The following is an 18,161-nucleotide window of genomic DNA, read 5'->3' as shown; positions in this document are numbered from 1 at the left end:
GCGCCCCCGCTTCGGACGCGCTTCGGCTACACGATCGCTGTGAGGGGCGGTGCACTCCCGTGAGCGCGCGTCATGGCTAGCGAGTTCGCTAGCGGCTTGGAGGACGCTGGTCATGCGGTTCTCGTTTCGAGGTCGGCGGGGGCGGGGGGAGACGCCTCCGCATCGGTGCTGGAGGGGTAGGTCAGTCGGCTGGCCAGGTGCTCCACGGCCGCGCCCGCGGGGATGCGCAGAGCGCGGGCATGGATGCGGAAGTGGGCGATGTCGCCGCGCGCGACGAGGGCGTGGACGGTGCGGTCGCTGACGGCCATGAGCTCGGCGGCCTCGGCGACGGTCAGCAGATTCAGATCGGCGACTTCGTCGAGGGTGACGGGGACGCCCGCCTTGAGCTTGGCCAGGGTGTCGCGGTAAGGCCAGCTCAGCGCGGCATATAGAGACTCGCCCGAGAGTCCCGCGCCTGAGGGGCGGATCCTGGGGGCGGCAGTTCTCGCGGGCTGAGAGAGGATGACGAGTCCTGCCGCGACGAGCGCGGTGAGTACGTCCGGAGGGATGGTTCCTTTCGACTCGCGGAGGGCGTGCAGCACGGCCTCTCGTCGTTCCCGTCGTTCCCGTCGGGAGATCTCCGTTCGCTTCTTGCGCACGTGCGCACCCCCTCTCACGTGTTGTTGATCTTGGTCGAACTATGGTCACGCACCCGTCGAACATAGTGTGACTTGTGTGAGAAGGTCAACGCTTTTGCGCTTCGGTGTTCACACAAACTCACACACACGCGGGCATACGTGTGAGTTCGTGTAGCAGATCGGCACACGTGTAGGCCAAAAGCCACACGCCTTGATACGGTGGCCGTCGGCGCGAAAAAACCGCAGTCAGATGACGAAGGGAGGGCGGCCGTGGCCACCAGCACACGCGGCGAGACCCTGCCGTACGCACAGCAAGGCGCATTTCTCAGAGCCAAGCGAACGGCACGGCTCGACGGCCTCAAAGTCGCCGAAGTCGCACGGCTTTTCGCCGAGATGACTCGCAGGAAGTTCAGCCGCAACAACATCGACCACTGGGAGTCCGGCCGGCGCGAAGCCGACGACCACCAGGTGGTCGTCCTCGCCCTCATCTACCGCAACATCGAGCCGAACGAACTCGAGCACGACATGGGCCGCCCCGGCGCCGCCCGCCTGCTGGAACGCGTACGAGAGCACGGAGCGCCGGAACTCGGCATCCCAGCGCCCCATGCCGTACCCGCCATGCACCCAGCGCTCGATCTAGACCAGCTCACCGATCGTCAGCGCCGCCAGATCCAGCAGATCCGCGCCATGCGCGACACCACCCCCGCAGAGCAGGACCGCATGATCGCCTCACTGCTCAAGCACTACGAATCCACCGCCGACCTCGTCGACGTCCAGCTCGGCATCGACACCGCCTGAGGTCAGGCGTCGACTACCTTCGACAGCCACCCGGCGCGCGCCGCGTGCAGAGCGAGCTGAAAGCGCGTGTCCACGCCGGCCCGATCCATGAGCTGCTGGATTCGGCGAATCACCGTGCGCTTGGAGATGGTGAGCGTCGTGGCGATCTGCTGCTCAGTGGCTCCCCTGGCCAGATGCCGCAAGATCGTAATCTCCTGCTGGGTGGGCCTGGTGTCATCCGTTCCGTTGTTGCGCCAGGCCGTCCTGCGCGGCAGGGCCCGCTCCCAGAACACGTCGAACGTCGCCACCAGCGCGTCCAGCACCGTACCCGCGTGGACCAGCAGCACCGGCATCGTCTCCCCGGGCGCCTGAGGCACCAGCGCCTGGCGCCGGTCGCCGATGATCAGCTTGAACGGCAGTCTCTCGATGACGCGGACCTCGCACCCGCTGTCGGCCGAGTGCTGCGCAGCGGCGACGGCGGCCTCGTCCGTGAACGCCTCTTCCTCCACCAGAATCCGGCACCGCGGGTGATCGCTGGGGTCCACCACACGCCGATCCCCCGTGACGACCTGAAAGGGGGCTGTCACGAACGACAGCAGCTCGCTGCGGGCCGAGCCCTCGATGTGGCTGAAGGTCCGCCGGATGTGCGCCGGGTCGGTCAGTACTTCGACCGGCACGCCGTCGCTGTAGTGACGGCTGTTCGACTGGTAGAGCGCTTCGTACTCGGTCATCAGCGCTTCTGCCGCGTTGATGGCACGCTGCCGTTCCAGCAGCCGGCCCTTCAGGGCTAGGCCGGGGCGGGCTGCGGTGAGCACGTCTTCCCCGTAGATCAACCCATCATCGCGTAGCCGCTCGATGATGGCGCCCTCTGTTGGGTTGAGGGCGAAGGAGTCCGCACGCACGGGCCCTTCGCGTAACAACAGGCGGTAGAGCGCCTCGGCGTCGTCGTCGAGGCCGAAAATCTGGTACATGCCTTCCCCATGGCCTGGGCCCCGTCAGGCCGGGACCTGTTTCTACGTTCTGGCCGCCCTGGCAGCTCTGTCAGCTGCGGCTTCTCGTCCATGCATGTGTCCCATGCGATACGCCCGATACGCCTTGGCCGCCCGACGCTGGGCGGGGTGGAGCCGGACCGCCAGCAACGTGAGAGGCAGTGCCACTGCGGCGACCCATCCAGCGAACAGCAGCATCTCGTCCTCGCCGAGGTGGCCACCCCCGGTGAGGGTGGCCGGACAGGCGATCCAGCTTGTGCCCGCCCCGATCGCGGATGTCAGCCAGGCGCGATCGAATCGGCGTGGCCGGACATCCGCTGGGCGCACCGTCCAGATCACCAGCCGCCCATGTGCGCCTGCAGCGCAGCGGGCACCTCGTTCGCCTTGGCGTAGGTGACGCTCTTGCTCGTCGTGGTAATACGCGTCGTGGTGATCGTCACCGACCCGTCATGGTTGACGACCTTGGTGTAGGTGGTGCTGGTTGTGGTGACGGGCGCGCCAGACGGCGCGGTCGTCACAGGGGAACCCGCAGGACTCTCCGACGCGGCCGGCTCGGGGCTTACCGTAGGTCCCTGCGTGAGAACCGGCTCGCTGGCGCCGGTTGTAGCGGTGGCAGGCTCGTCATCGGCGTAAGCCGCGGTCGCGGTGGCCAGTAGTACGGCCGCCCCTGCCGTGGCGAGCAGGGTCCGTGCGGTGCGGGAGAGTCGAGACAGCATGGTGGTGCCTTTCTCAGTTCGAGGGATTGTCCACGTACAGCGGTTCACCTGCTGACGAACGCCAAGCCTGGATGTCAGCGATGTTTGTTACCGCTCGTGGAGGAATATGCAAATGGCCCACCCGTGTTCCTGTCCAGCCTTTCTGGCGGCACGTTCCAACCATGGCACGAAAGTGCCATATGGGACGTTACCGAAACTGTGTGTGATCGGTGCAGATTGTGAAAGAACGTAACGATCGACGCCAGAGGCGTGACGATGAAATTCATGCGTGACACAGTGTGGTGGTTCAAAGCTCAACATCCCTAAGATGAGGGACTGCCGTCATGATCGAATCCACCAGGGTGCTCGGCATGAGCACCCTGTTCACTTTCCTGCTCGCCGCCGCAGGCGAGCCGCCCCTGCCCATCGCCGGCGCCAGCGTCGCCGTCATGGCCCTGCTCACCAGCGCATTCACAAAAAGGGTTGAGTCCTGGCCATCGCCGCCCCCCGTGCCCACTGAGATTGCCTACGAGGCGGGCCTGCGCGATGGCCATCGCAGCGCGCAGCGCCAACGCTGAGAATGGCACGCTCCAGGCCCGCAGCACGCCGACCTGGAGCGTGTTCCTACACAGAGCCGTCGGGAAGGTCGAAGCGCTGGCTCCCCCGGACGCCAGCGAGGAACACGCGCCACTCGTGCGGGGTGAACTGGTTGATCGGCCCGGCCAGATCAGGGCCCTCTCCGACGGGAGACGATCCTGCTACCTCGATGCGGTTCCCCGACAACCGCACCCACACACAGCCCCCGGACTCCGACTGTGTGGCCTTACGCCATGCCTCCGTCAAATGCTCCTCGCTCGGCACACTGCTCGGCACGCTGCTCGTCATGCTGCTCGGCACGCACAAACTCCTCGCGGATCGAATCGATCAGATCGGCCGACGCCTCCGGCGTCAGCGCGACGCGGGTCAGATGCTCGAAGCGTCGCTCGTACTCCTGCGCAACGCCCGCGCCGAGATCAACGATCTCATCCACGCCACCCTCTCGATACAGCACGGTCCGTGCATCCTGCATGTGAAACAGCACGAAGGAGCAGGTCAGGCCCGCGTGTGCGCCGACCGAACGCGGCACCACGCGCAACTGCACCGTCGGCCAGCCGCCGACCTCAAGGAGATGAGCGAGCTGTTCCACCATCACCGCGGAGCGTCCGACTGGCCGATGCAGCGCGTCCTCGCTCACGATGGCGTCCACCATCAGTGGATCAGACTCATGGCTGAGGACCCATCGCCGGGCGATTCTCGCCCTAGCCCGCAACCGCACCAGGTCCTCCCCCTCCCAGGGCCGGTCGGCGCTGATGACCTCGCAGGCGTAAGAGAACGTCTGGAGCAGCCCGGGAATCACCTGGGCCTGCCAGTAGCACAGGCGTCTGGCCTCGGTCTCATAGACGATGAACGGGCCGAGAACCTGACGGAATTCGCCGCGTCTCCACCAGGGCGTGCGCCGGGCATCGATGATCAGCTGCAGGCAGAGCTCACGGGTTCCCTCGTCCGCCTGGCAGAGGTCCAGGACGTCGCGTACATACCCGGGCGTGACTAGGGTCAGGCCGTTCTCGACCTGCGAGACCTTTCCGCTCGCGCACCCCAACCTCTGGGCGACCTGAGTAATGGTGAGGCCCCGCGCCAGCCGCAGAGCCCGCAGCTCACGGCCTAGCTTCTCCTGTTGTAAGGGCGGACTCATGCGCGGCATGCGGCGATTGTCCCGAAGCATCCGTTCGACGTTCCATGCCTGCACTTAATCGCGTTGAATTCGTAATCAGAAAAACTGGATTACTGTAAACCTTCTTGCCATCTCGCGCGTCTGCCCCAGCCTGGAGTGACGTACAAGAAAACCCCGGCACCTTCATGCCGGGGTTTTCGTGAGCAACGCAACCGCTGCGACCCTACGACGCCTCGCCCTCATTGACAATGCGCTGGACCACCCGAACCGGGATACCCGTGATCTCGGCGATGCGGTTCCGCGTCACCAGGCTCTTCTTCTCGGCGGCCGGAACGCCCTCAGGTGGGGCCGCCGCAACACGGATCGCGGCGTGCAGGCGAGTCGTCGGCTCGGCCATCGCCCGCTGGTACGCCTCGTCGGCAGCTTGTTTGGCCTTTGCGTACTCCTCTGCCACCGTCTGAAGATCCCGTTCCGCTTCCGCGCGCTGCTCTGCCGGGGGGAGCCGCCCGGGGTGTCGCCTGGCCATGGTCAGCATCGTAGCCGCCTCGTGCTCGTCGGCGATCTCCTTCACACGGCGGTGATATTCCTGCCCTGTCCAGAGACTGTTGCAGCCGCCAGCCCTTAGGTCGCACTCGATGTACGTCTCCCCGGCCACCTGGATCAAGGCCCGGAGGTCGCATGACGGGCATGGGCCCGTCAGGTAGTCCACCTGCACCCGCCAGGGAGCGAGTGCGTGCGCGGTCCGGCGCAGCCCGGCCAGTTCGTCGCACATGTCGCTGATCCACGGTCTGGCGGCCGGCCACTCCAGATCCTGGGCCAGCCACAGCGCGAGAGTGGTAATCGACGTGGGACTCGGGTACTTCAAGCCGCGGTGCTCGGCGATGAGCCACGCCCAGGACTTCAGGATGTGCTCGATGTGAGCGACGTGATCGAGGACGTCCAGCCTGATCGGCACTGGGGCCTCGCGGCTACCGGAGACCTTCAGCCCTCCCCCGCTGCCGGGTACGACGTGATGGGACAGCCACCGCTCAAGCGTGGGCGTGATCCGCACGTCGCGCTCCAGTCGCGTCTGGCAGGACGTGCAGATGAGCCAGCCGGACGCAGCCTGGCGGGGACCCCGCTGTCCACCGCAGCGAGGGGCAACACACAGCGGCGCCTCGCTCAACACTCACGCTCTCTTCCAAACCAGAAGGGGATAGCAAGACGATAGCCTATCCGCTAGCGATTAAATACGACAGCGTTCCTCATGACCTCCGCGATCTCTTTGGTGGTCCAGTCGCGTCCTGCCCGCTGCACCCGCCTCGGCCGCCAAGTGGAAGTTCTTGCCAGCCGAGACGGGCGGGACGCCCTCGCTACTCGACCGATGAGAGTAAGCAGCCTGGCCGTTCTGCGCGTCATGTTCCCGTCTTGGGGCTGCTGCTCGCACGCGCTCGGCAACACCTCACGGTGGTAAGTCAAGAAGCACTTGCTTTCACCTGTGGATCTGAGTCTCTCGCGAGTCTGCGCGTCGAGAAGCCGGAGCCTTACTGATCGGAATCGGGCAGCGTTAGCCCACGACCAGTGTGCTGATCGCTTATGAAGAGACCGGGAACTTTCAAATCCTGACGCGCGCACTGATGCAGGCGATTGATCGCCGCAAATACTGCTCTGTGCAGTGAACGCCATTCCTCAAGTGAACACTCAATTCGACGTCGGGCTGCCCAGTCGATGCGGGCTGCGGCCATATTCACCTCGTGCGCCTTTTCGATGACTTGATCATTGGCTAACAGCATTACTCGCTCAAATGCCACGGCGCGTTGGCCTTCTGCTGCTGTAAGGGCATCTAGGAGCTGCCCCCATTGACCTTCTGGGGAGTCAGGTTCGCGCGGGCTTTCATAAAGACGTACAGCGGAGTAAATGCATGATCGGACCTTCCCGATATAATCGGCATACGCTTCAAGGTTGCGTTCATCCCATCTGATCTGCAGCTGCCGCCGGTGCCGTGACCGTTCGGTGGCAGAATTCGTCGCGTATGTCACGACTGCACCTACTATCACTGCCGCAATCGTTATAACCTGCGTGAGTAGATTCACCAGCCCCTCCTCCTCTGGTCACCAACATAACCTCTCATGTCGGTGGCGTGTATGCGCCGCTTCGGCGAGCCCGTCTAGCGCGAGGTTGTCCTCTGGGCAAGAATATAAACGCCATACACCATCTCTGCGTTACTGCTTTCGCATTATGATATGGCCGGAACTCGCGCAGGGCCATACTCGCATCGCCCCGTCCACAAGCGCTAAGCTCGCTCACGATGGACGACCTGGCATTTCTGCTGCAGACGGGCGCGCTACTGCACCCCGTCCAGTGACTCGATCGCGATGATCGAGCCACTGATCCTGCGCCGGTAGCCGTGATAGATCATGTTCGGCTACATCAGAGGGGCCCGTACCTGTTGTCGAGCTTGTGCCAGATGGCCTCGCCCAGCTTGACGATGCCGTCCGGATCGATGAAGAAGTCCAGCGCCCACGCGAGCTGCTCGCCGCCCTCCTCACCCGCCGCGCACACGGCCAAGGCCAGCCGCACCAGCTCGGCCACCTGATCGCCGGTCAGCCCGAGCTCGGCATACCGGTCGAGCTCGAACCGCGCGGTAAGGTCGGCGACGATCTCGCGGGCCGTCTGCCGGTCGGCGTCGGCGTCGTTCTCCTCTATCGGGGTGACCGCAATGGCCTTGCCGTCGTTGCCGTCTTCGAAGGAGTACTTGACGGAGAACAGCCCTTGCTCGGCCCCGTAGTCCACGCTGTCCTCGGCTGCCATCTCCGCGCACATCAGGGCCGCGCGATAGACAGAGACGGGGTTGTCCTGCCTGCCGTTGACGGCTGTCGGGATGATCTCCACGCTGTTATAGGGATTACCGGGCGGGGCTCCGAGCAGGCCGACGACCTGCTTGATGCCCTCGCGTCCGATGTAGGCGTCGATGCTCATTGGCAGCAATCTCCTTCCAGGAGGCACCCGTACCGGTCACACCGGTCGTGCGGGCAGTTGGGGCCGTGCGCGGACATGCAGCCTCGGGGATCATCAATGGCGGTCGTTGCCGTCTCCCCCTGGGCGGGCTCCTCCTCGGGCCGTTGGGCGACTGCGCCGGGCCCGTCAGGCGTGATGTGGACCGGTGCTGGCCGAGCAACTTCGGCGCGGAGGCGGAGCATGGCGTGGGCGACCGCGCCCACGGGCCCGCGATGCTGGCCGCCCGCGCGCAGGTACTCCTCAGCAGAGTCACGCAGGAACGCGTACGACAGGGTGCCGTCAGCGTTGACGCCCTGCTCTTCGGCGGTGTCGGTAAGGCGGGTGGCCATCTTGCGCACGACGGGATCGGCGGTGAGCTCGTCCACGGCGTGCAGGTAATTGGCGGGCGGGCTGGTCACTGCGCCTCCCGCTGCTGGAGCACGGCCTTCAGCATGTCCAGTCGGCGCTCGCCGAACTGCGGGATATCCAGCAGCTCGGCGTCGCTACGGGCGCGCAGCTCACCGATGGTCGTGATGCCCGCTCGCTTCAGCGGGGTGGTGACATGCCAGGTCAGCTCCGGCAGGGTCGGCTTGATGTCGGCGTCGTTGGGCAGGCCGGCCTGCGCGATCAGGTCCGCGATCGTCACAGCACCTCCCACTGGCCGGTGCCGGTGTTGAGGTAGCGGATCTCTGCCGAGCCGGTGTGTGCCTTGGCCCAGTCGAGGGGCACGAACCACAGCTCGCCGCCCTCCTCCCCCGGCGGGACGATGATCCGACCGGCGTAGTCGAGATTGCCGTCGCCGTCGTAGAGCTGCCACGGTGTGCCCTCGCCTGCCTTGAGGCGGCGCGTGAGCTGGTAGTGCGCGGTGAGGTCGGCGTTCGCTGTGGCGATGAACACGTTGGCCCGGGACTCCTCGGGCCTGGTCGCGACGCGGTCTTCGGTGATAATCCAGCCGTGGGGATCGGCCATCTCGTCATCTCCTTCGGTGGGTGGGGTGGTGCGGGAAGTGCGGCTGCTTGTCGCCGCCATGGATGCGGATCTGGTGCTCCTCCTCGGCGGTGAGCACGATCGCGGGCAGGTGCTGGACGCCTTCGGTCAGGGCGCGCCGGATGCGGTGCCAGCCGTCGATCGGGAAGTGGCCCGCGTCGTCGACGGGAACGGCGATGAGCGGCTCGTCCAGGTCCACGCCGGCCGCGTGGTCGCTGGTGGTGGCGATGAGGCTGAGGACGCCCGCCCATTCGGCGGGGGCTAGCCGGCCGTTCGGCTTGCGTCCGGCGGCCAGCGCCTTGGCTGCGGTGATGTTCCAGGCGTAGGCGAGCATGTGGAACGTCTCGTCCGACGGTGCGCCGGTCACCGCGCGGTGCCGGGCGGGTCGATCTCGCACCGCTCGGGGCCGCCCGCCTGGCGGATGGCGTCGCCGAGCTGGGCGTGCAAGTGGTGGGCCTCTTCGACGGTGAGGGCGTGGCTGGGCAGGTTCAGGGCGATGCTGGCGCCGGTCCAGCGGGCCATTACGTCGGTGCTGTCCCTGTCTTCCGTGCCGGGCAGCCGGTCTGTGCAGCAGATCAGCCAGTCCTGCACCATGGGGGTGGGGATGGCGCCTCGGATGAACAGGGTGAGCTTGCCCTTGTCGTCGCGGTCGAGCCCGATGAACCGGACGAGCATGCGCCGCGTGTACTCCTCGCGGTCGCCCCAGGTGATGGCGACCCGGCCGGTGTCGAGGTGGCTGGTCAGGTGGTGGATGGCGGAGATCATGCCCGCCGTGGTGGTGAGGTTGAAGCGAACTGCCACGATGCTCCTCTCATAGGGGGGCGGCCCCGCTTGCAGCGGGGCCGCCTGCGGTTTCGCTAGCGAATAGATGCCTTGGGGGTGGTGTCCAGGCGGGCGCCGCCCACGTCGGCGCGGCGGCCGGCCTCGGCGCCGCTGTGCCAGGCGTCGTTGTTGACCTTGACCTGGCGGGCTTGGCGCAGCTTCGGGTAGAGCTTGGCGAACAGCGTGTCGACGACCTCGTCGTTCTTGAGGAGGACGAGCGCAGTGCTGGCCTCGCCGGGCTTGTCCTGGGCGGCCTGCTCGTCGGCGGCGTGCTTCTCGGCCGCTTCGAGCTTGGCGGTCGCTTCGACGATGAAGCCGAACGCCCACGAGCGGAGGTAGACGGTCTTCGACTCCCCCTGAGGGATTCGCTGCTGGGCCATGCCGCCGAGCATCTGCAGCAGCAGGCTCGGGTAGAGCAGCTCCAGGCGGTCCAGGTCGTAGGCGAAACCGACCAGCTCGACGGTGGCGTCCTTGCTTCGGGGGACGCGCATGGTGACACTGCGGCACCGCAGGGCCTTGGCGACGTTGTGGAGCAGGACGGTCTGTTCTTTGCTATACGGATCGGGGCACGCGACCTCGCGGAGCTGGGGCTTCTCCCGCCCGGAGGAGAGGTAGCCGAGGCGGGCCTGGTCGATGCCGTACTTGGCCATGAGACCGCGGGCTGCGGCCATGAACGTCTCGCGTTCGTGCTCGTTGGTGGTGCCCTCGGCCTTGGTGAGTAGCTTGCGGATGCGGTTGAAGGTCTTCTTGCTGGCTTCGGTGGTCATGGGTCTCCGGTCTTCGGGAGTCGAGGCGTCCCCGCCGGGGGTAGAGGGTGGGACGCCGGGGTGATCAGTGACGGGTGGCGTTGCGGTCGTCGTCGGTGAACTCGCCCCCGCGAGAGACCACCCGTCCGGCGCGGGTCAGTGTCTCGGTGGTGCGGTGGGAGGAGTACGACAGGGTGGTGTCCGCTCCGATCCCGATGTCGTCGGCTGCGGCGAACGCGTCCTGGTCCGCGCCGAGGAAGATGAACGTCCAGCCCTTCTTGCGCAGGTCCTCGATCATGCGGCGGATCTGGCGGCGGGAGCGCCACTCACGGGAGGCGTTCTCCTCGCCGTCGGTCAGGATGACGACCGAGATGTTGCCGGGCACGTCGCCCTCGGGCATGGCGTCGAACTGGGCGCGCATGCTGGTGAGGGTCTTGCCGATAGCGTCGAGAAGCGCGGTCCTGCCGCGCGGCTGCAGGCGGTAGTCGGGGACGTCGGCCAGCGCGCGGTACTCGTACACCGCCTCACACGTGTCATCGAAGTGGTAGAGCGACAGGAGGGTCTCGCCCGCGTTGGTGACCTGCTCGGCGAGGAACGCCTTCAAGCCCCCTTCGGTGTCGGCCTTGACGGTCTGCATGCTGCCGGAGCGGTCGAGGATGATCGTGATGTGGCGGTGGTCGGGGTTGGGCACGGTGGTTCCTTTCGTGGGTGAAGGTGAGGGGGCCCAGAGGCCGGGCCGGGGGTGTGTGGCCTGGTTAGTCGGTGAACAGCGTGCGACCGTCGAGGGTTTCGACGGTGGTGTTCGTCTCGGCGGCCAGGTCGTCGAAGGTGGCACGGTTGGTGTCCCACCATGCGGCGTCGACGGCCCGGTAGCCGGCGTGGGCGCCGTTGTGGGCGCGCAGGGTGAAGGCGACAGCCTGGCGGACATCCAGGACGACGCCGGTCTTGGGGCAGGTGATCTGCTGGGTGACGAGGTGCTTGAGGGTCATGCGGTCGGCGGCGGTGTCCGCTGGGAGTTCGCCGAGGAGGGTGCGCATGATGTCGTTCATGTGGCTCCGTTTCAGGTGTGCTAGCGGTCACGCTAGCGGTCGTTGTGAGGTGCGTCGGGGGGTGGGTTGATCACTATGTCAAGAGTCGGTGCGAGGTTGCAATGACTCTGAGAGTGTTTGAGAGGTGCGTGTGAGCGCGGTTCTCCCGCGATGGGGGGTGATCCTTCGGGGGTGGGGAGTTTGCGCGTGAGCGACGCTCTGAGAGGTTCTGGGGGTGTTGGGTTCTGACCAGGGGTTTTGATTGCGGTTCCGCTAGCGGAAGGTGTGCCGCAGTTGCGAAAATTCCGCATCGGCAGAAGACTGGAGCCGACCGTGACCCGCAACCCGACGGAGGCGACACCCCTCGATGGCCAGGAAAGCCGCGAAGTCTCAGCAAGAGCCGGACGCTCGCCAGCTCGCCGTCGTTGACGCTCCCAGACGCAAGCCGGTCACATCCAACGCGCAAGCGAAAACGCCAGTCGCGCGGCGCACGGCCCCGAAGGACCTGTACCGGCTCACGGTGCGCACCACACCCGAGATGAATGACAGGCTCACCGCCGCCCATCAGCGCTATCAGCTGGGGCCGCAGCCGATCGTGATCCAGGCCATCAACGCCTACGCTGACGCCCTCGACGTCCCCCGCGACCTCCCGATCCCCCGCCCGGAGGACCGGCCCCGCCGCGCGGCTCCCACGACGCAGGACCGCAGAAGCCGCAGCCCGAGAGGAGTCAGGCGGGAAGAGCCGCCGAAAATCGGCACCAGGCTCGACCCGCTGACCGATGCCCGTCTCACCGCGGTGTGGGAGCTCACCGGCGACGGCCCCGAGCGCATCGTCAACACCGCGCTCAATGTCTGGATGAGCCGCAGGGGAATCCGAGGGTCGGGCACCGCCTCGGCCTCGATCAGCGCGTAACGGCAAGCGGCAGGTCGGCCGCCTGCATGTCCACCAGGTGCACGACCATTTGCTTGGCGAGCGCGACCGGGTGCCTGGCGAACTCGTCCCAGCCGACGAACACGTTCTTGGCCTCCCTCACCGGGCCGAGCACGCCGGGCCGGAACAGGTCCGCCAGAACGCCGGCGGGGTCTGTCCGGCCCACCGTGTAGGCCGTGCTGGAGTTCTGGAGCTGCGGGCACCACTGTAGGGACAGTCGGATGCAGTCGCGGCAGGTGGGCGGCGCGTTGGTCAGTCGATCTACCTCGCTGGCGACGAAGTTGGTCTTCGTGACGACGTAGGAGATCCTGCCCGTCTCCGGGATCACCGCTGATCTCCGGCACACCTGGCAGAGGTTCTTCCGCATCATCGTCCACTGCCGCTTGTGGTTGAGCATGCGCCACATCGGGTCTCCGCGCATCGTGTCGTGAACGCGGCCCAGGAGGATGCCGCGCCGCCAGTCCGTGCGGGGATTGACGTTGACGTGCTCCAGGCGCATCCCACCTTCGGATCCTGCGTGCCGCCTGAAGATCAGCTGCTGATAGACCGCCTCCGCCATCCTGGCGAGAATCGCCGGGACGGGCATGCCCGCGGCGGTGCGGTCAATCACTGCACCTCCAGCTCTTCGCTGAGGCGCACGCCCTGCGGATCCACCTCCCCCGCCTCCGGGAGCATGCATAGCCGCTGCCTGTTGCTGATCTCGGCCAGCGCGTCTTCCAGGCGGATGAGTTCTTCTTCTGGTCCCCAGCCGTATGCCATCTTTTCGTCCTCGTCACGCTGGGGGCGCCCACGGGTAGATGGGCCCCCGGGTTTCGGAAAGCCATTAAAGCGCAACCTTAGCGCTTAAGCGCTAAGACGCTAAGGGGGAACGGCGCTATAGCCCTGATGTCATCGCGATGTGACCTTGGACCACACAGCTGATCGCCCGCTGTTCAAGCAGCTCGCCGACGCACTGCGCCAAAAGATCCGTGCAGGCGCTCTCGCGCCGGGCGACAAGCTGCAATCCCTGCACCGCATGGCGGCCGAGTACGGCGTGGGCGTCGCCACGGTGGAGGACGCTCTCGCCGAACTGCGCGGCGAAGGGCTCATCGAGTCCCGCAAGGGCGTCGGCAGCTTCGTCTCGGCGCAGGTCGAGCGCCAGACCGTCGTCTTGGAGGGCCCGGCCTTCGTCCACGCGCGCATGCCGACGCCGGACGAGCGGCGCGACCTCGGACTGCCCGCGCAAGGCGTGCCCGTCCTGGTGGTCGAGGAGGACGGCCAAGAGCGCGTGCTCCCAGCCAACCGAACGAGGCTGGAGATCCCGCCCCGCTAACTACCTGGGGCGGCGCAGACCCTCCCGGCTCGCGATCCGTGCGAGCTCCTCCACCTTGATGCCGAGTCTGCAGGCGATGTCCACCGTAGACTCGGCGGTCGGGTACGAGGCGCGCAGGTCCGCCATCTGCTCGTCCGTCAGCCTGACCTTCGGCAATCGGCCCTGGCCCCGCCGGTTGGGCCGGTGGACGCCGGCGTCGGACGCGAGCCGGTAGACGGTGGCCGTGCTCACGTCGAAGTCGGCCGCGATTTCGGGCACGGTGCTGTCCAGGTCCTCGGTGTAGCGGCGCAGCAGCTCCGAGCGTTCTTCCTGCGCCAGCGGCGGCTTGAGCCCCGCGTCCGCATCCTGTTCGGAAACTGGCCGCGACTGCTGGTCCTGCCATCGGCCGTGCAGGTCGGCGATCAGGTCCTGCACGGCCTCTCCCTGCACCCGCGCGTACCGAGTGGACGCGCGGGGAACCGTCAAACCGGACAGCCTGCGGGCCTTCCAGCCGACAACGGCGCCGGTCGCATCGCTGCGTATAGGCTCGATGCTGCCGATCCGCTCCCCTGCCACGAGCACCGTCTTGCGCACCGAGCCGCGCCGGGGGTCGAGCTGGTAGGCGTCAAGCTGCGCCGAGCTGTACCACTCGGGACGCCGTACAGGGTCGGTCATGGCGGGGCCTTCGCTCGGGAGGGGTATCCCGATGATCGTAGACCTATCCGCTGGCCGCCTGGCCGCCTTGACGCTGAGTGGAGGGCAGCCGTGTGGGGCGGCGGACGAACTCCCGATACGCCCGGCGGAACTCGGCGTCGGCGAACCGCTGCTGCAGCTGGCGTCGGCGCTGCTCGATCACGTCGGCGTCGGCCGCGCCGAGGGCCAGTGACTCATACAGGAGCATGGAGCCGTGCCCGTCGGATAGCAGTCCGCCTTCAGGCCGGCAGCCGTGGGGGCAGGCCATTGCTTCGGCGGCCCCCCACAGGCGGCAGATCATCGGGCGGTCGGCGTAGACGGAGCAGCGCTCATCCTTGAGGGCGGGGCAGGTGTAATCGCCTTCACGCGCCGCCTGGTCTAGCTGGTCGTCATGGTGCGGGATGGTGACGCCGCGGGCGCGGATGCGCTGCCGCTCGCGCGCGTTCATGTCGATCGGGCCGCACGAGTCAGCGCACAGCCCTTTGCAGTTGGGCTGCGGTACCTGCGCGTACAGGTCGGCCAGCCTGGCGTCCATGTCGGAACGTCTCATCAAGTTCTCCGGGAGGGGGAAGCGGGCGTGGGCCGGGCGGCGTCGCCCCGCCCACGCTGCTCGGGGCTGCTACGGCTTGCGTGAGGCGGCCGCGGTCTCCAGCTCGCTGCCGACCTTCACCTTCACGCTCCACCGGGCCTGCCGCTGGACCTCGTCGCCCGTTTTGGGGTTGCGGAAGGTGCGCGCAGGCAGCAGGTGCGGCTTGATGCTGAGAAGCCCGGTGATCCGCACCTCGCGGCCGGCGGCGGCCTGCTGGGTGATGACGCCGATGAGGGCGGCGACCGCGTCGGCGGCCATCTCCCGGTTGCCGATCAGTTCGCCGATGGCGGCGATCAGCTCGGTCTTGCCCATGGGCTTGTTCGTGATGGTGGCCATGTGTGATCCCTTCACGTTGTTGATCGGTAATACGCTAGCGGTGCTGCTAGCGGTTAGCGCCAGACCTCAGCCCAGCGTTCGACGGAGTCGAGCGCGGCGCGATGTCTGGCAGGCACGGGGGCGACGGGGTGGCCAAGGTGGTCGGCGCCCATCGCGGCGCGGATCAGGGCCGCGGCCTGGCCGCTGGTCAGCCTGCGCTCTTGGCCGTAGCGGTCGGTCAACCGCGCCAAGACGGTGTCCTCGAAGGGCAGCGGGTCTGTGGCCCGGTTGACGCCGGTGGCGTACGTGAACGCCGTGTCGTCGTCGATCACCGAGATCGGCCGCAGGTCGCCGACCAGGTCCTTGACGACGTGCCACCACAGGCCGTGGCTGTCCCACCGATTGCTGCCGTCCTGCTCGCCGGGCTGGTTGACCACGACGAGGACGGGGTTGAACTGGGCGACGGTGAGCCCGATGTCGCGCGCCATCCAGTGATGGCGACGGATCAGCTCAGGCGTCGACGGACCGTAGCCCGCCGAGGGGGTGCAGCGGTGGACGGTGATGCCGTAGTCGGTGGTGATGGCGACGTGGGAGGTCGGCAGGCCGAGGTGCATGCCGACCACGTGGCCTCTCACGGCCGCTCCTGAGCGGCGAACAGGCGCTCGGCGAAGTCGGGCAGGTCACCCCACGGCGTGCCGCGGTGGTTGGCCTGGTGCAGGCGCTTGAGCAGCCAGCGCGCGCCGGGCGTGAACATGTGCCTGACACGGTTGGGTGCGTTCTGGATGTCGCAGCCGGACGGCAGGTCCTCGACGGTGACACCCTGCGTCTGCAACAGGGCGACCGCGATGCAGGCGTGCGGTTCCTGCTGCCTGCGGTGGGGGGAGGCGCCGGTGCGGCCGGGATGCTCGGCGGCGATCCCGACGAGGGCCCGGATCAGCATGCCGTGGCTGATGGGGTTGTTCCTGCGTCGCCGGCGTCGCGCCGGAGGAGGGCTATCAGGCAGCGTGGAGTCGGGCATGAGGGGTTCTCCCTTCGAGGGCGGGGATGAGGGGCGAGGCTGTGGGTGAGGGGGCGGGGGTGGCGGGCACGGACGCGTGCGCGGGAGGGAGAGCGGGCAGGTCGTATCCGCGGCCGCCGGGCGCCCTGTGGGGCAGCGGCATGCGGTCGGCGCGGTCGGCGCGGATGGTCAGGATCGGACCGCCGCGGGCGAACCAGCCTGCCGGGTAGGCGGCTGTGACCTGTCTGATCCACTGCTTGGCCGGCCCTGACTTCGGGCGGGGGTGCACGGCGGGCAGCGCCCGCCACCCAGGGTGGGTGTGATCGTGGGCGGCCTCGACGGCCAGGAGCACGTGCCCGAATTCCCGCTCGCTCTCCCAGGTGCAGCCCAGGCACGCTCCGAGGAAGCGGCGCGGGGAGACGCCGGACTGGAACAGCACGGTCGGCAGGTGCTCCTCGGCGGGGACCAGCGGCGCGTGGGCTTGGCCGAGCACGTTGCCGGGATGGGTGATGTAGATCGCCCAGACCCCGGTGGGCCGGTGGGTGAGGGAGCGGTAGTGCAGGTGGCGGGCGATCGCGCCGCGCGGCTCGCTGTCGTGGCCGGTCACGCTGGGCCGTCCGGAACGGTGTGCTGACGGTCCTGCGCGGCGGTCGCCCACGGGTCGTCGGGGAAAGGCGGCTCGTCGGCGAACAGCCCGCCATGGTCCGCGTTCTCCTCGGCCGGTGGCGGCGTGTACCGGTCATCCGGGAAGGACTGGCAGGCCGGGGTACAGCCCACCCCGGCCGGGTTTCCGCAGTCCATCAGGCACTCGTACGGGTACAGCGTCTGCGAGCAGATCCAGGTGACGGCCTCGCCTACGTGGTGGGTAACGCGGGACGGGCCGGCGTCGCGGCCGGGCAGCGGCGGCGGCGCGATCACGTACGCGGGCCCCAGCAGGCTGGCCTCGATGATGACGTGCGTGATCGGCCCCGAGGGGAACTCTCTCGCCCGGCCGGACCGCACGTCGAGGCTGCTGCCGTCGGCGTGGAGGCGGGTGAACAGCTCTTCGCGGTCCAGGAGACCACGCAGCGTGTGAGCCGCTTCCTGCGGGGTGACCAGGGACGGCAGGATGCGGCCGAGCGCCTGCTTGACGGCCTCCAACGCGACGGCACCGAACTGGGGGATCTCGGCTAGGCCCGTTTCTCCCCGGTCGAGCAGGTCGCCGAGGGTGTGCACGCCGTTGGCGCGGAGCAGGCCGTGAACCTTGACGGGCAGGCCAGGGAGAACCTCCTCGACGAGAGACTCACGCGGTCGGCCGGTGAGCTGGCCGAGGTCGGCGAGCGAGTGCTGCGAGGTCATCGGTGTCCTTCCAAGGGGGTAGGCGAAGGGCTGGTCAGGATGTGGCGGTTGGCGTCCAGCCAGTCCGTGGCGCGAAAGCGCTGCGCGGTGCTGGGGATGATGGCGACGAGGTAGGCCAGGACGCCCCCGGAGATCGCGCCGAGGAGGGGCGGCAGCATGTGGCGGATGAGTGTCCGGTCAGGGTTCACGCCGAGGATGCGGTCTTCCATGAGGGTGTAGCGGTCCATGACCACGAGCCCGGCCCGGCCGCCCGCATGCACGAGTCTTGGGCAGGCCAGCAGGGAGAAGACCGCGCAGTCGAGGTGCAGGCCCGGTTCGACGCTGTAGGGCATGTCGCGCGTGCCGACCATGGCCATGGGGCCGATGATCGCTGTGCCGCAGGTGCCGCACAGGCGGTCACGCATGGCTTCGCGCTGCCGGACGGCACAGTTCACGCCGAGGGTGGCTCGTCCCTGGCCGGGGGCGCAGTCGCAGGCCAGCATCCGGCCGAACTGCTCGTCGACGGCGACGGTTTGGGTGCGGCTGTTCCACTCGGCGACCCACGGGACAGGGAAGCCGCGATCTTGGGGCAGTGCCGCGATCTGTAGCGGTATGGGAGGCAGGTTGCGCTCCATTGGTCTCCTCGAAGGGTGAGGGGGCGTGCGGCGGCTGGTCGGCCG

At 67.6% G+C, this 18,161-nt stretch carries 30 protein-coding genes; 4 read left to right on the top strand and 26 right to left on the bottom strand.

The window, feature by feature from the left end:
* Positions 1–110 precede the first annotated feature (110 nt).
* Positions 111–581 (bottom strand): helix-turn-helix domain-containing protein, encoded by a 471-nt coding sequence (locus AB0J46_RS48485; protein ID WP_364343127.1) that lies wholly within the window; start codon positions 579–581, stop codon positions 111–113.
* Positions 582–887: 306 nt separating this feature from the next.
* Here AB0J46_RS48485 and AB0J46_RS48480 point away from each other — a divergent pair, with 306 nt between their 5' ends.
* Positions 888–1,415 (top strand): hypothetical protein, encoded by a 528-nt coding sequence (locus tag AB0J46_RS48480; RefSeq protein ID WP_364343125.1) that lies wholly within the window; start codon positions 888–890, stop codon positions 1,413–1,415.
* Between the two features lie 2 nt (positions 1,416–1,417).
* On the opposite strand, the gene AB0J46_RS48475 is transcribed toward AB0J46_RS48480, so the two are convergent.
* Together AB0J46_RS48475 and AB0J46_RS48470 are read right to left on the bottom strand one after the other, a co-directional pair.
* Positions 1,418–2,365: a helix-turn-helix domain-containing protein gene (locus AB0J46_RS48475; protein ID WP_364343122.1), complete on the bottom strand. Its 948-nt coding sequence runs from the start codon at positions 2,363–2,365 to the stop codon at positions 1,418–1,420.
* A gap of 353 nt (positions 2,366–2,718) precedes the next feature.
* Positions 2,719–2,901, bottom strand: a complete 183-nt coding sequence (locus tag AB0J46_RS48470; RefSeq protein ID WP_352365915.1) for a hypothetical protein — start codon at positions 2,899–2,901, stop codon at positions 2,719–2,721.
* Between the two features lie 521 nt (positions 2,902–3,422).
* Here AB0J46_RS48470 and AB0J46_RS48465 point away from each other — a divergent pair.
* Positions 3,423–3,656, top strand: a complete 234-nt coding sequence (locus AB0J46_RS48465; RefSeq protein WP_364343119.1) for a hypothetical protein — start codon at positions 3,423–3,425, stop codon at positions 3,654–3,656.
* Between the two features lie 46 nt (positions 3,657–3,702).
* On the opposite strand, the gene AB0J46_RS48460 is transcribed toward AB0J46_RS48465, so the two are convergent.
* The 13 genes from AB0J46_RS48460 to AB0J46_RS48400 all read right to left on the bottom strand — a co-directional run bounded on the left by AB0J46_RS48460 (position 3,703) and on the right by AB0J46_RS48400 (position 11,369).
* Positions 3,703–3,963, bottom strand: coding sequence for a DUF397 domain-containing protein (locus AB0J46_RS48460; protein ID WP_364343116.1), 261 nt, complete (start codon positions 3,961–3,963; stop codon positions 3,703–3,705).
* Positions 3,902–4,819 (bottom strand): helix-turn-helix transcriptional regulator, encoded by a 918-nt coding sequence (locus AB0J46_RS48455; protein WP_364343113.1) that lies wholly within the window; start codon positions 4,817–4,819, stop codon positions 3,902–3,904. Before AB0J46_RS48455 ends, AB0J46_RS48460 begins: the two co-directional genes overlap by 62 nt.
* A gap of 193 nt (positions 4,820–5,012) precedes the next feature.
* Positions 5,013–5,840: a hypothetical protein gene (locus AB0J46_RS48450; RefSeq protein WP_364343110.1), complete on the bottom strand. Its 828-nt coding sequence runs from the start codon at positions 5,838–5,840 to the stop codon at positions 5,013–5,015.
* 472 nt (positions 5,841–6,312) lie between these two features.
* Positions 6,313–6,861 carry a hypothetical protein gene (locus AB0J46_RS48445; RefSeq protein ID WP_364343107.1) on the bottom strand — a complete coding sequence of 183 codons (549 nt, stop codon included), beginning with the start codon at positions 6,859–6,861 and terminating at the stop codon, positions 6,313–6,315.
* A 337-nt stretch (positions 6,862–7,198) separates the two neighbouring features.
* Entirely contained in the window at positions 7,199–7,747 is a 549-nt protein-coding gene (locus AB0J46_RS48440; RefSeq protein ID WP_364343104.1) for a hypothetical protein, read from the bottom strand.
* Positions 7,744–8,184: a hypothetical protein gene (locus AB0J46_RS48435; protein ID WP_364343101.1), complete on the bottom strand. Its 441-nt coding sequence runs from the start codon at positions 8,182–8,184 to the stop codon at positions 7,744–7,746. The genes AB0J46_RS48440 and AB0J46_RS48435 overlap by 4 nt, the downstream gene beginning before the upstream one ends.
* Positions 8,181–8,411 (bottom strand): DNA-directed RNA polymerase subunit alpha C-terminal domain-containing protein, encoded by a 231-nt coding sequence (locus AB0J46_RS48430; protein WP_364343098.1) that lies wholly within the window; start codon positions 8,409–8,411, stop codon positions 8,181–8,183. Before AB0J46_RS48430 ends, AB0J46_RS48435 begins: the two co-directional genes overlap by 4 nt.
* Positions 8,408–8,734 carry a hypothetical protein gene (locus tag AB0J46_RS48425; protein ID WP_364343095.1) on the bottom strand — a complete coding sequence of 109 codons (327 nt, stop codon included), beginning with the start codon at positions 8,732–8,734 and terminating at the stop codon, positions 8,408–8,410. The genes AB0J46_RS48430 and AB0J46_RS48425 overlap by 4 nt, the downstream gene beginning before the upstream one ends.
* A 4-nt stretch (positions 8,735–8,738) precedes the next feature.
* A complete protein-coding gene (locus AB0J46_RS48420) occupies positions 8,739–9,119 on the bottom strand; it encodes a hypothetical protein (RefSeq protein WP_364343092.1) in 381 nt (126 codons plus the stop codon).
* Positions 9,116–9,553, bottom strand: coding sequence for a hypothetical protein (locus AB0J46_RS48415; protein ID WP_364343089.1), 438 nt, complete (start codon positions 9,551–9,553; stop codon positions 9,116–9,118). Before AB0J46_RS48415 ends, AB0J46_RS48420 begins: the two co-directional genes overlap by 4 nt.
* 56 nt (positions 9,554–9,609) lie before the next feature.
* Complete coding sequence (locus AB0J46_RS48410; protein ID WP_364343086.1) at positions 9,610–10,341, bottom strand: DUF2786 domain-containing protein; 732 nt, start codon at positions 10,339–10,341, stop codon at positions 9,610–9,612.
* Between the two features lie 64 nt (positions 10,342–10,405).
* Positions 10,406–11,011 (bottom strand): vWA domain-containing protein, encoded by a 606-nt coding sequence (locus AB0J46_RS48405; RefSeq protein ID WP_364343083.1) that lies wholly within the window; start codon positions 11,009–11,011, stop codon positions 10,406–10,408.
* Between the two features lie 64 nt (positions 11,012–11,075).
* On the bottom strand, positions 11,076–11,369 hold the full coding sequence (locus AB0J46_RS48400; protein WP_364343080.1) for a hypothetical protein: 294 nt from the start codon (positions 11,367–11,369) through the stop codon (positions 11,076–11,078).
* Positions 11,370–11,715: 346 nt separating this feature from the next.
* Between AB0J46_RS48400 and AB0J46_RS48395 the strand changes: the two genes are divergently transcribed.
* The gene (locus AB0J46_RS48395; RefSeq protein ID WP_364343077.1) at positions 11,716–12,261 is read left to right on the top strand and encodes a hypothetical protein; all 546 of its coding nucleotides are present in this window, start codon (positions 11,716–11,718) and stop codon (positions 12,259–12,261) included.
* Here AB0J46_RS48395 and AB0J46_RS48390 read toward each other — a convergent pair.
* Complete coding sequence (locus tag AB0J46_RS48390) at positions 12,251–12,838, bottom strand: hypothetical protein (RefSeq protein ID WP_364343075.1); 588 nt, start codon at positions 12,836–12,838, stop codon at positions 12,251–12,253. The two genes, AB0J46_RS48395 and AB0J46_RS48390, sit on opposite strands and share 11 nt — an antisense overlap.
* A gap of 47 nt (positions 12,839–12,885) precedes the next feature.
* Complete coding sequence (locus AB0J46_RS48385; RefSeq protein WP_364343072.1) at positions 12,886–13,038, bottom strand: hypothetical protein; 153 nt, start codon at positions 13,036–13,038, stop codon at positions 12,886–12,888.
* Between the two features lie 139 nt (positions 13,039–13,177).
* Between AB0J46_RS48385 and AB0J46_RS48380 the strand changes: the two genes are divergently transcribed.
* Complete coding sequence (locus AB0J46_RS48380) at positions 13,178–13,591, top strand: GntR family transcriptional regulator (RefSeq protein ID WP_364343069.1); 414 nt, start codon at positions 13,178–13,180, stop codon at positions 13,589–13,591.
* Here AB0J46_RS48380 and AB0J46_RS48375 read toward each other — a convergent pair whose 3' ends face one another.
* The 8 genes from AB0J46_RS48375 to AB0J46_RS48340 form a co-directional block, all read right to left on the bottom strand.
* Complete coding sequence (locus AB0J46_RS48375; protein WP_364343066.1) at positions 13,592–14,245, bottom strand: hypothetical protein; 654 nt, start codon at positions 14,243–14,245, stop codon at positions 13,592–13,594.
* Positions 14,246–14,288: 43 nt separating this feature from the next.
* Complete coding sequence (locus tag AB0J46_RS48370; RefSeq protein ID WP_364343063.1) at positions 14,289–14,798, bottom strand: YkgJ family cysteine cluster protein; 510 nt, start codon at positions 14,796–14,798, stop codon at positions 14,289–14,291.
* 84 nt (positions 14,799–14,882) lie between these two features.
* On the bottom strand, positions 14,883–15,188 hold the full coding sequence (locus tag AB0J46_RS48365) for an HU family DNA-binding protein (protein ID WP_364343060.1): 306 nt from the start codon (positions 15,186–15,188) through the stop codon (positions 14,883–14,885).
* Between the two features lie 53 nt (positions 15,189–15,241).
* Positions 15,242–15,802, bottom strand: coding sequence for a hypothetical protein (locus AB0J46_RS48360; RefSeq protein WP_364343057.1), 561 nt, complete (start codon positions 15,800–15,802; stop codon positions 15,242–15,244).
* Positions 15,799–16,107 carry a hypothetical protein gene (locus AB0J46_RS48355; RefSeq protein WP_364343054.1) on the bottom strand — a complete coding sequence of 103 codons (309 nt, stop codon included), beginning with the start codon at positions 16,105–16,107 and terminating at the stop codon, positions 15,799–15,801. The genes AB0J46_RS48360 and AB0J46_RS48355 overlap by 4 nt, the downstream gene beginning before the upstream one ends.
* Positions 16,108–16,162: 55 nt before the next feature.
* Positions 16,163–16,771, bottom strand: coding sequence for a DUF6349 family protein (locus AB0J46_RS48350; RefSeq protein WP_364343051.1), 609 nt, complete (start codon positions 16,769–16,771; stop codon positions 16,163–16,165).
* Entirely contained in the window at positions 16,768–17,502 is a 735-nt protein-coding gene (locus AB0J46_RS48345; RefSeq protein WP_364343048.1) for a hypothetical protein, read from the bottom strand. The genes AB0J46_RS48350 and AB0J46_RS48345 overlap by 4 nt, the downstream gene beginning before the upstream one ends.
* Positions 17,499–18,116 carry a hypothetical protein gene (locus tag AB0J46_RS48340; protein WP_364343045.1) on the bottom strand — a complete coding sequence of 206 codons (618 nt, stop codon included), beginning with the start codon at positions 18,114–18,116 and terminating at the stop codon, positions 17,499–17,501. Before AB0J46_RS48340 ends, AB0J46_RS48345 begins: the two co-directional genes overlap by 4 nt.
* Positions 18,117–18,161: the final 45 nt, after the last annotated feature.

It is taken from the genome of Nonomuraea sp. NPDC049758 (assembly GCF_040674635.1).
In the GTDB taxonomy this organism is placed as follows: Bacteria; Actinomycetota; Actinomycetes; order Streptosporangiales; family Streptosporangiaceae; genus Nonomuraea.
This window is presented reverse-complemented; position numbering and strand designations above follow the sequence as displayed.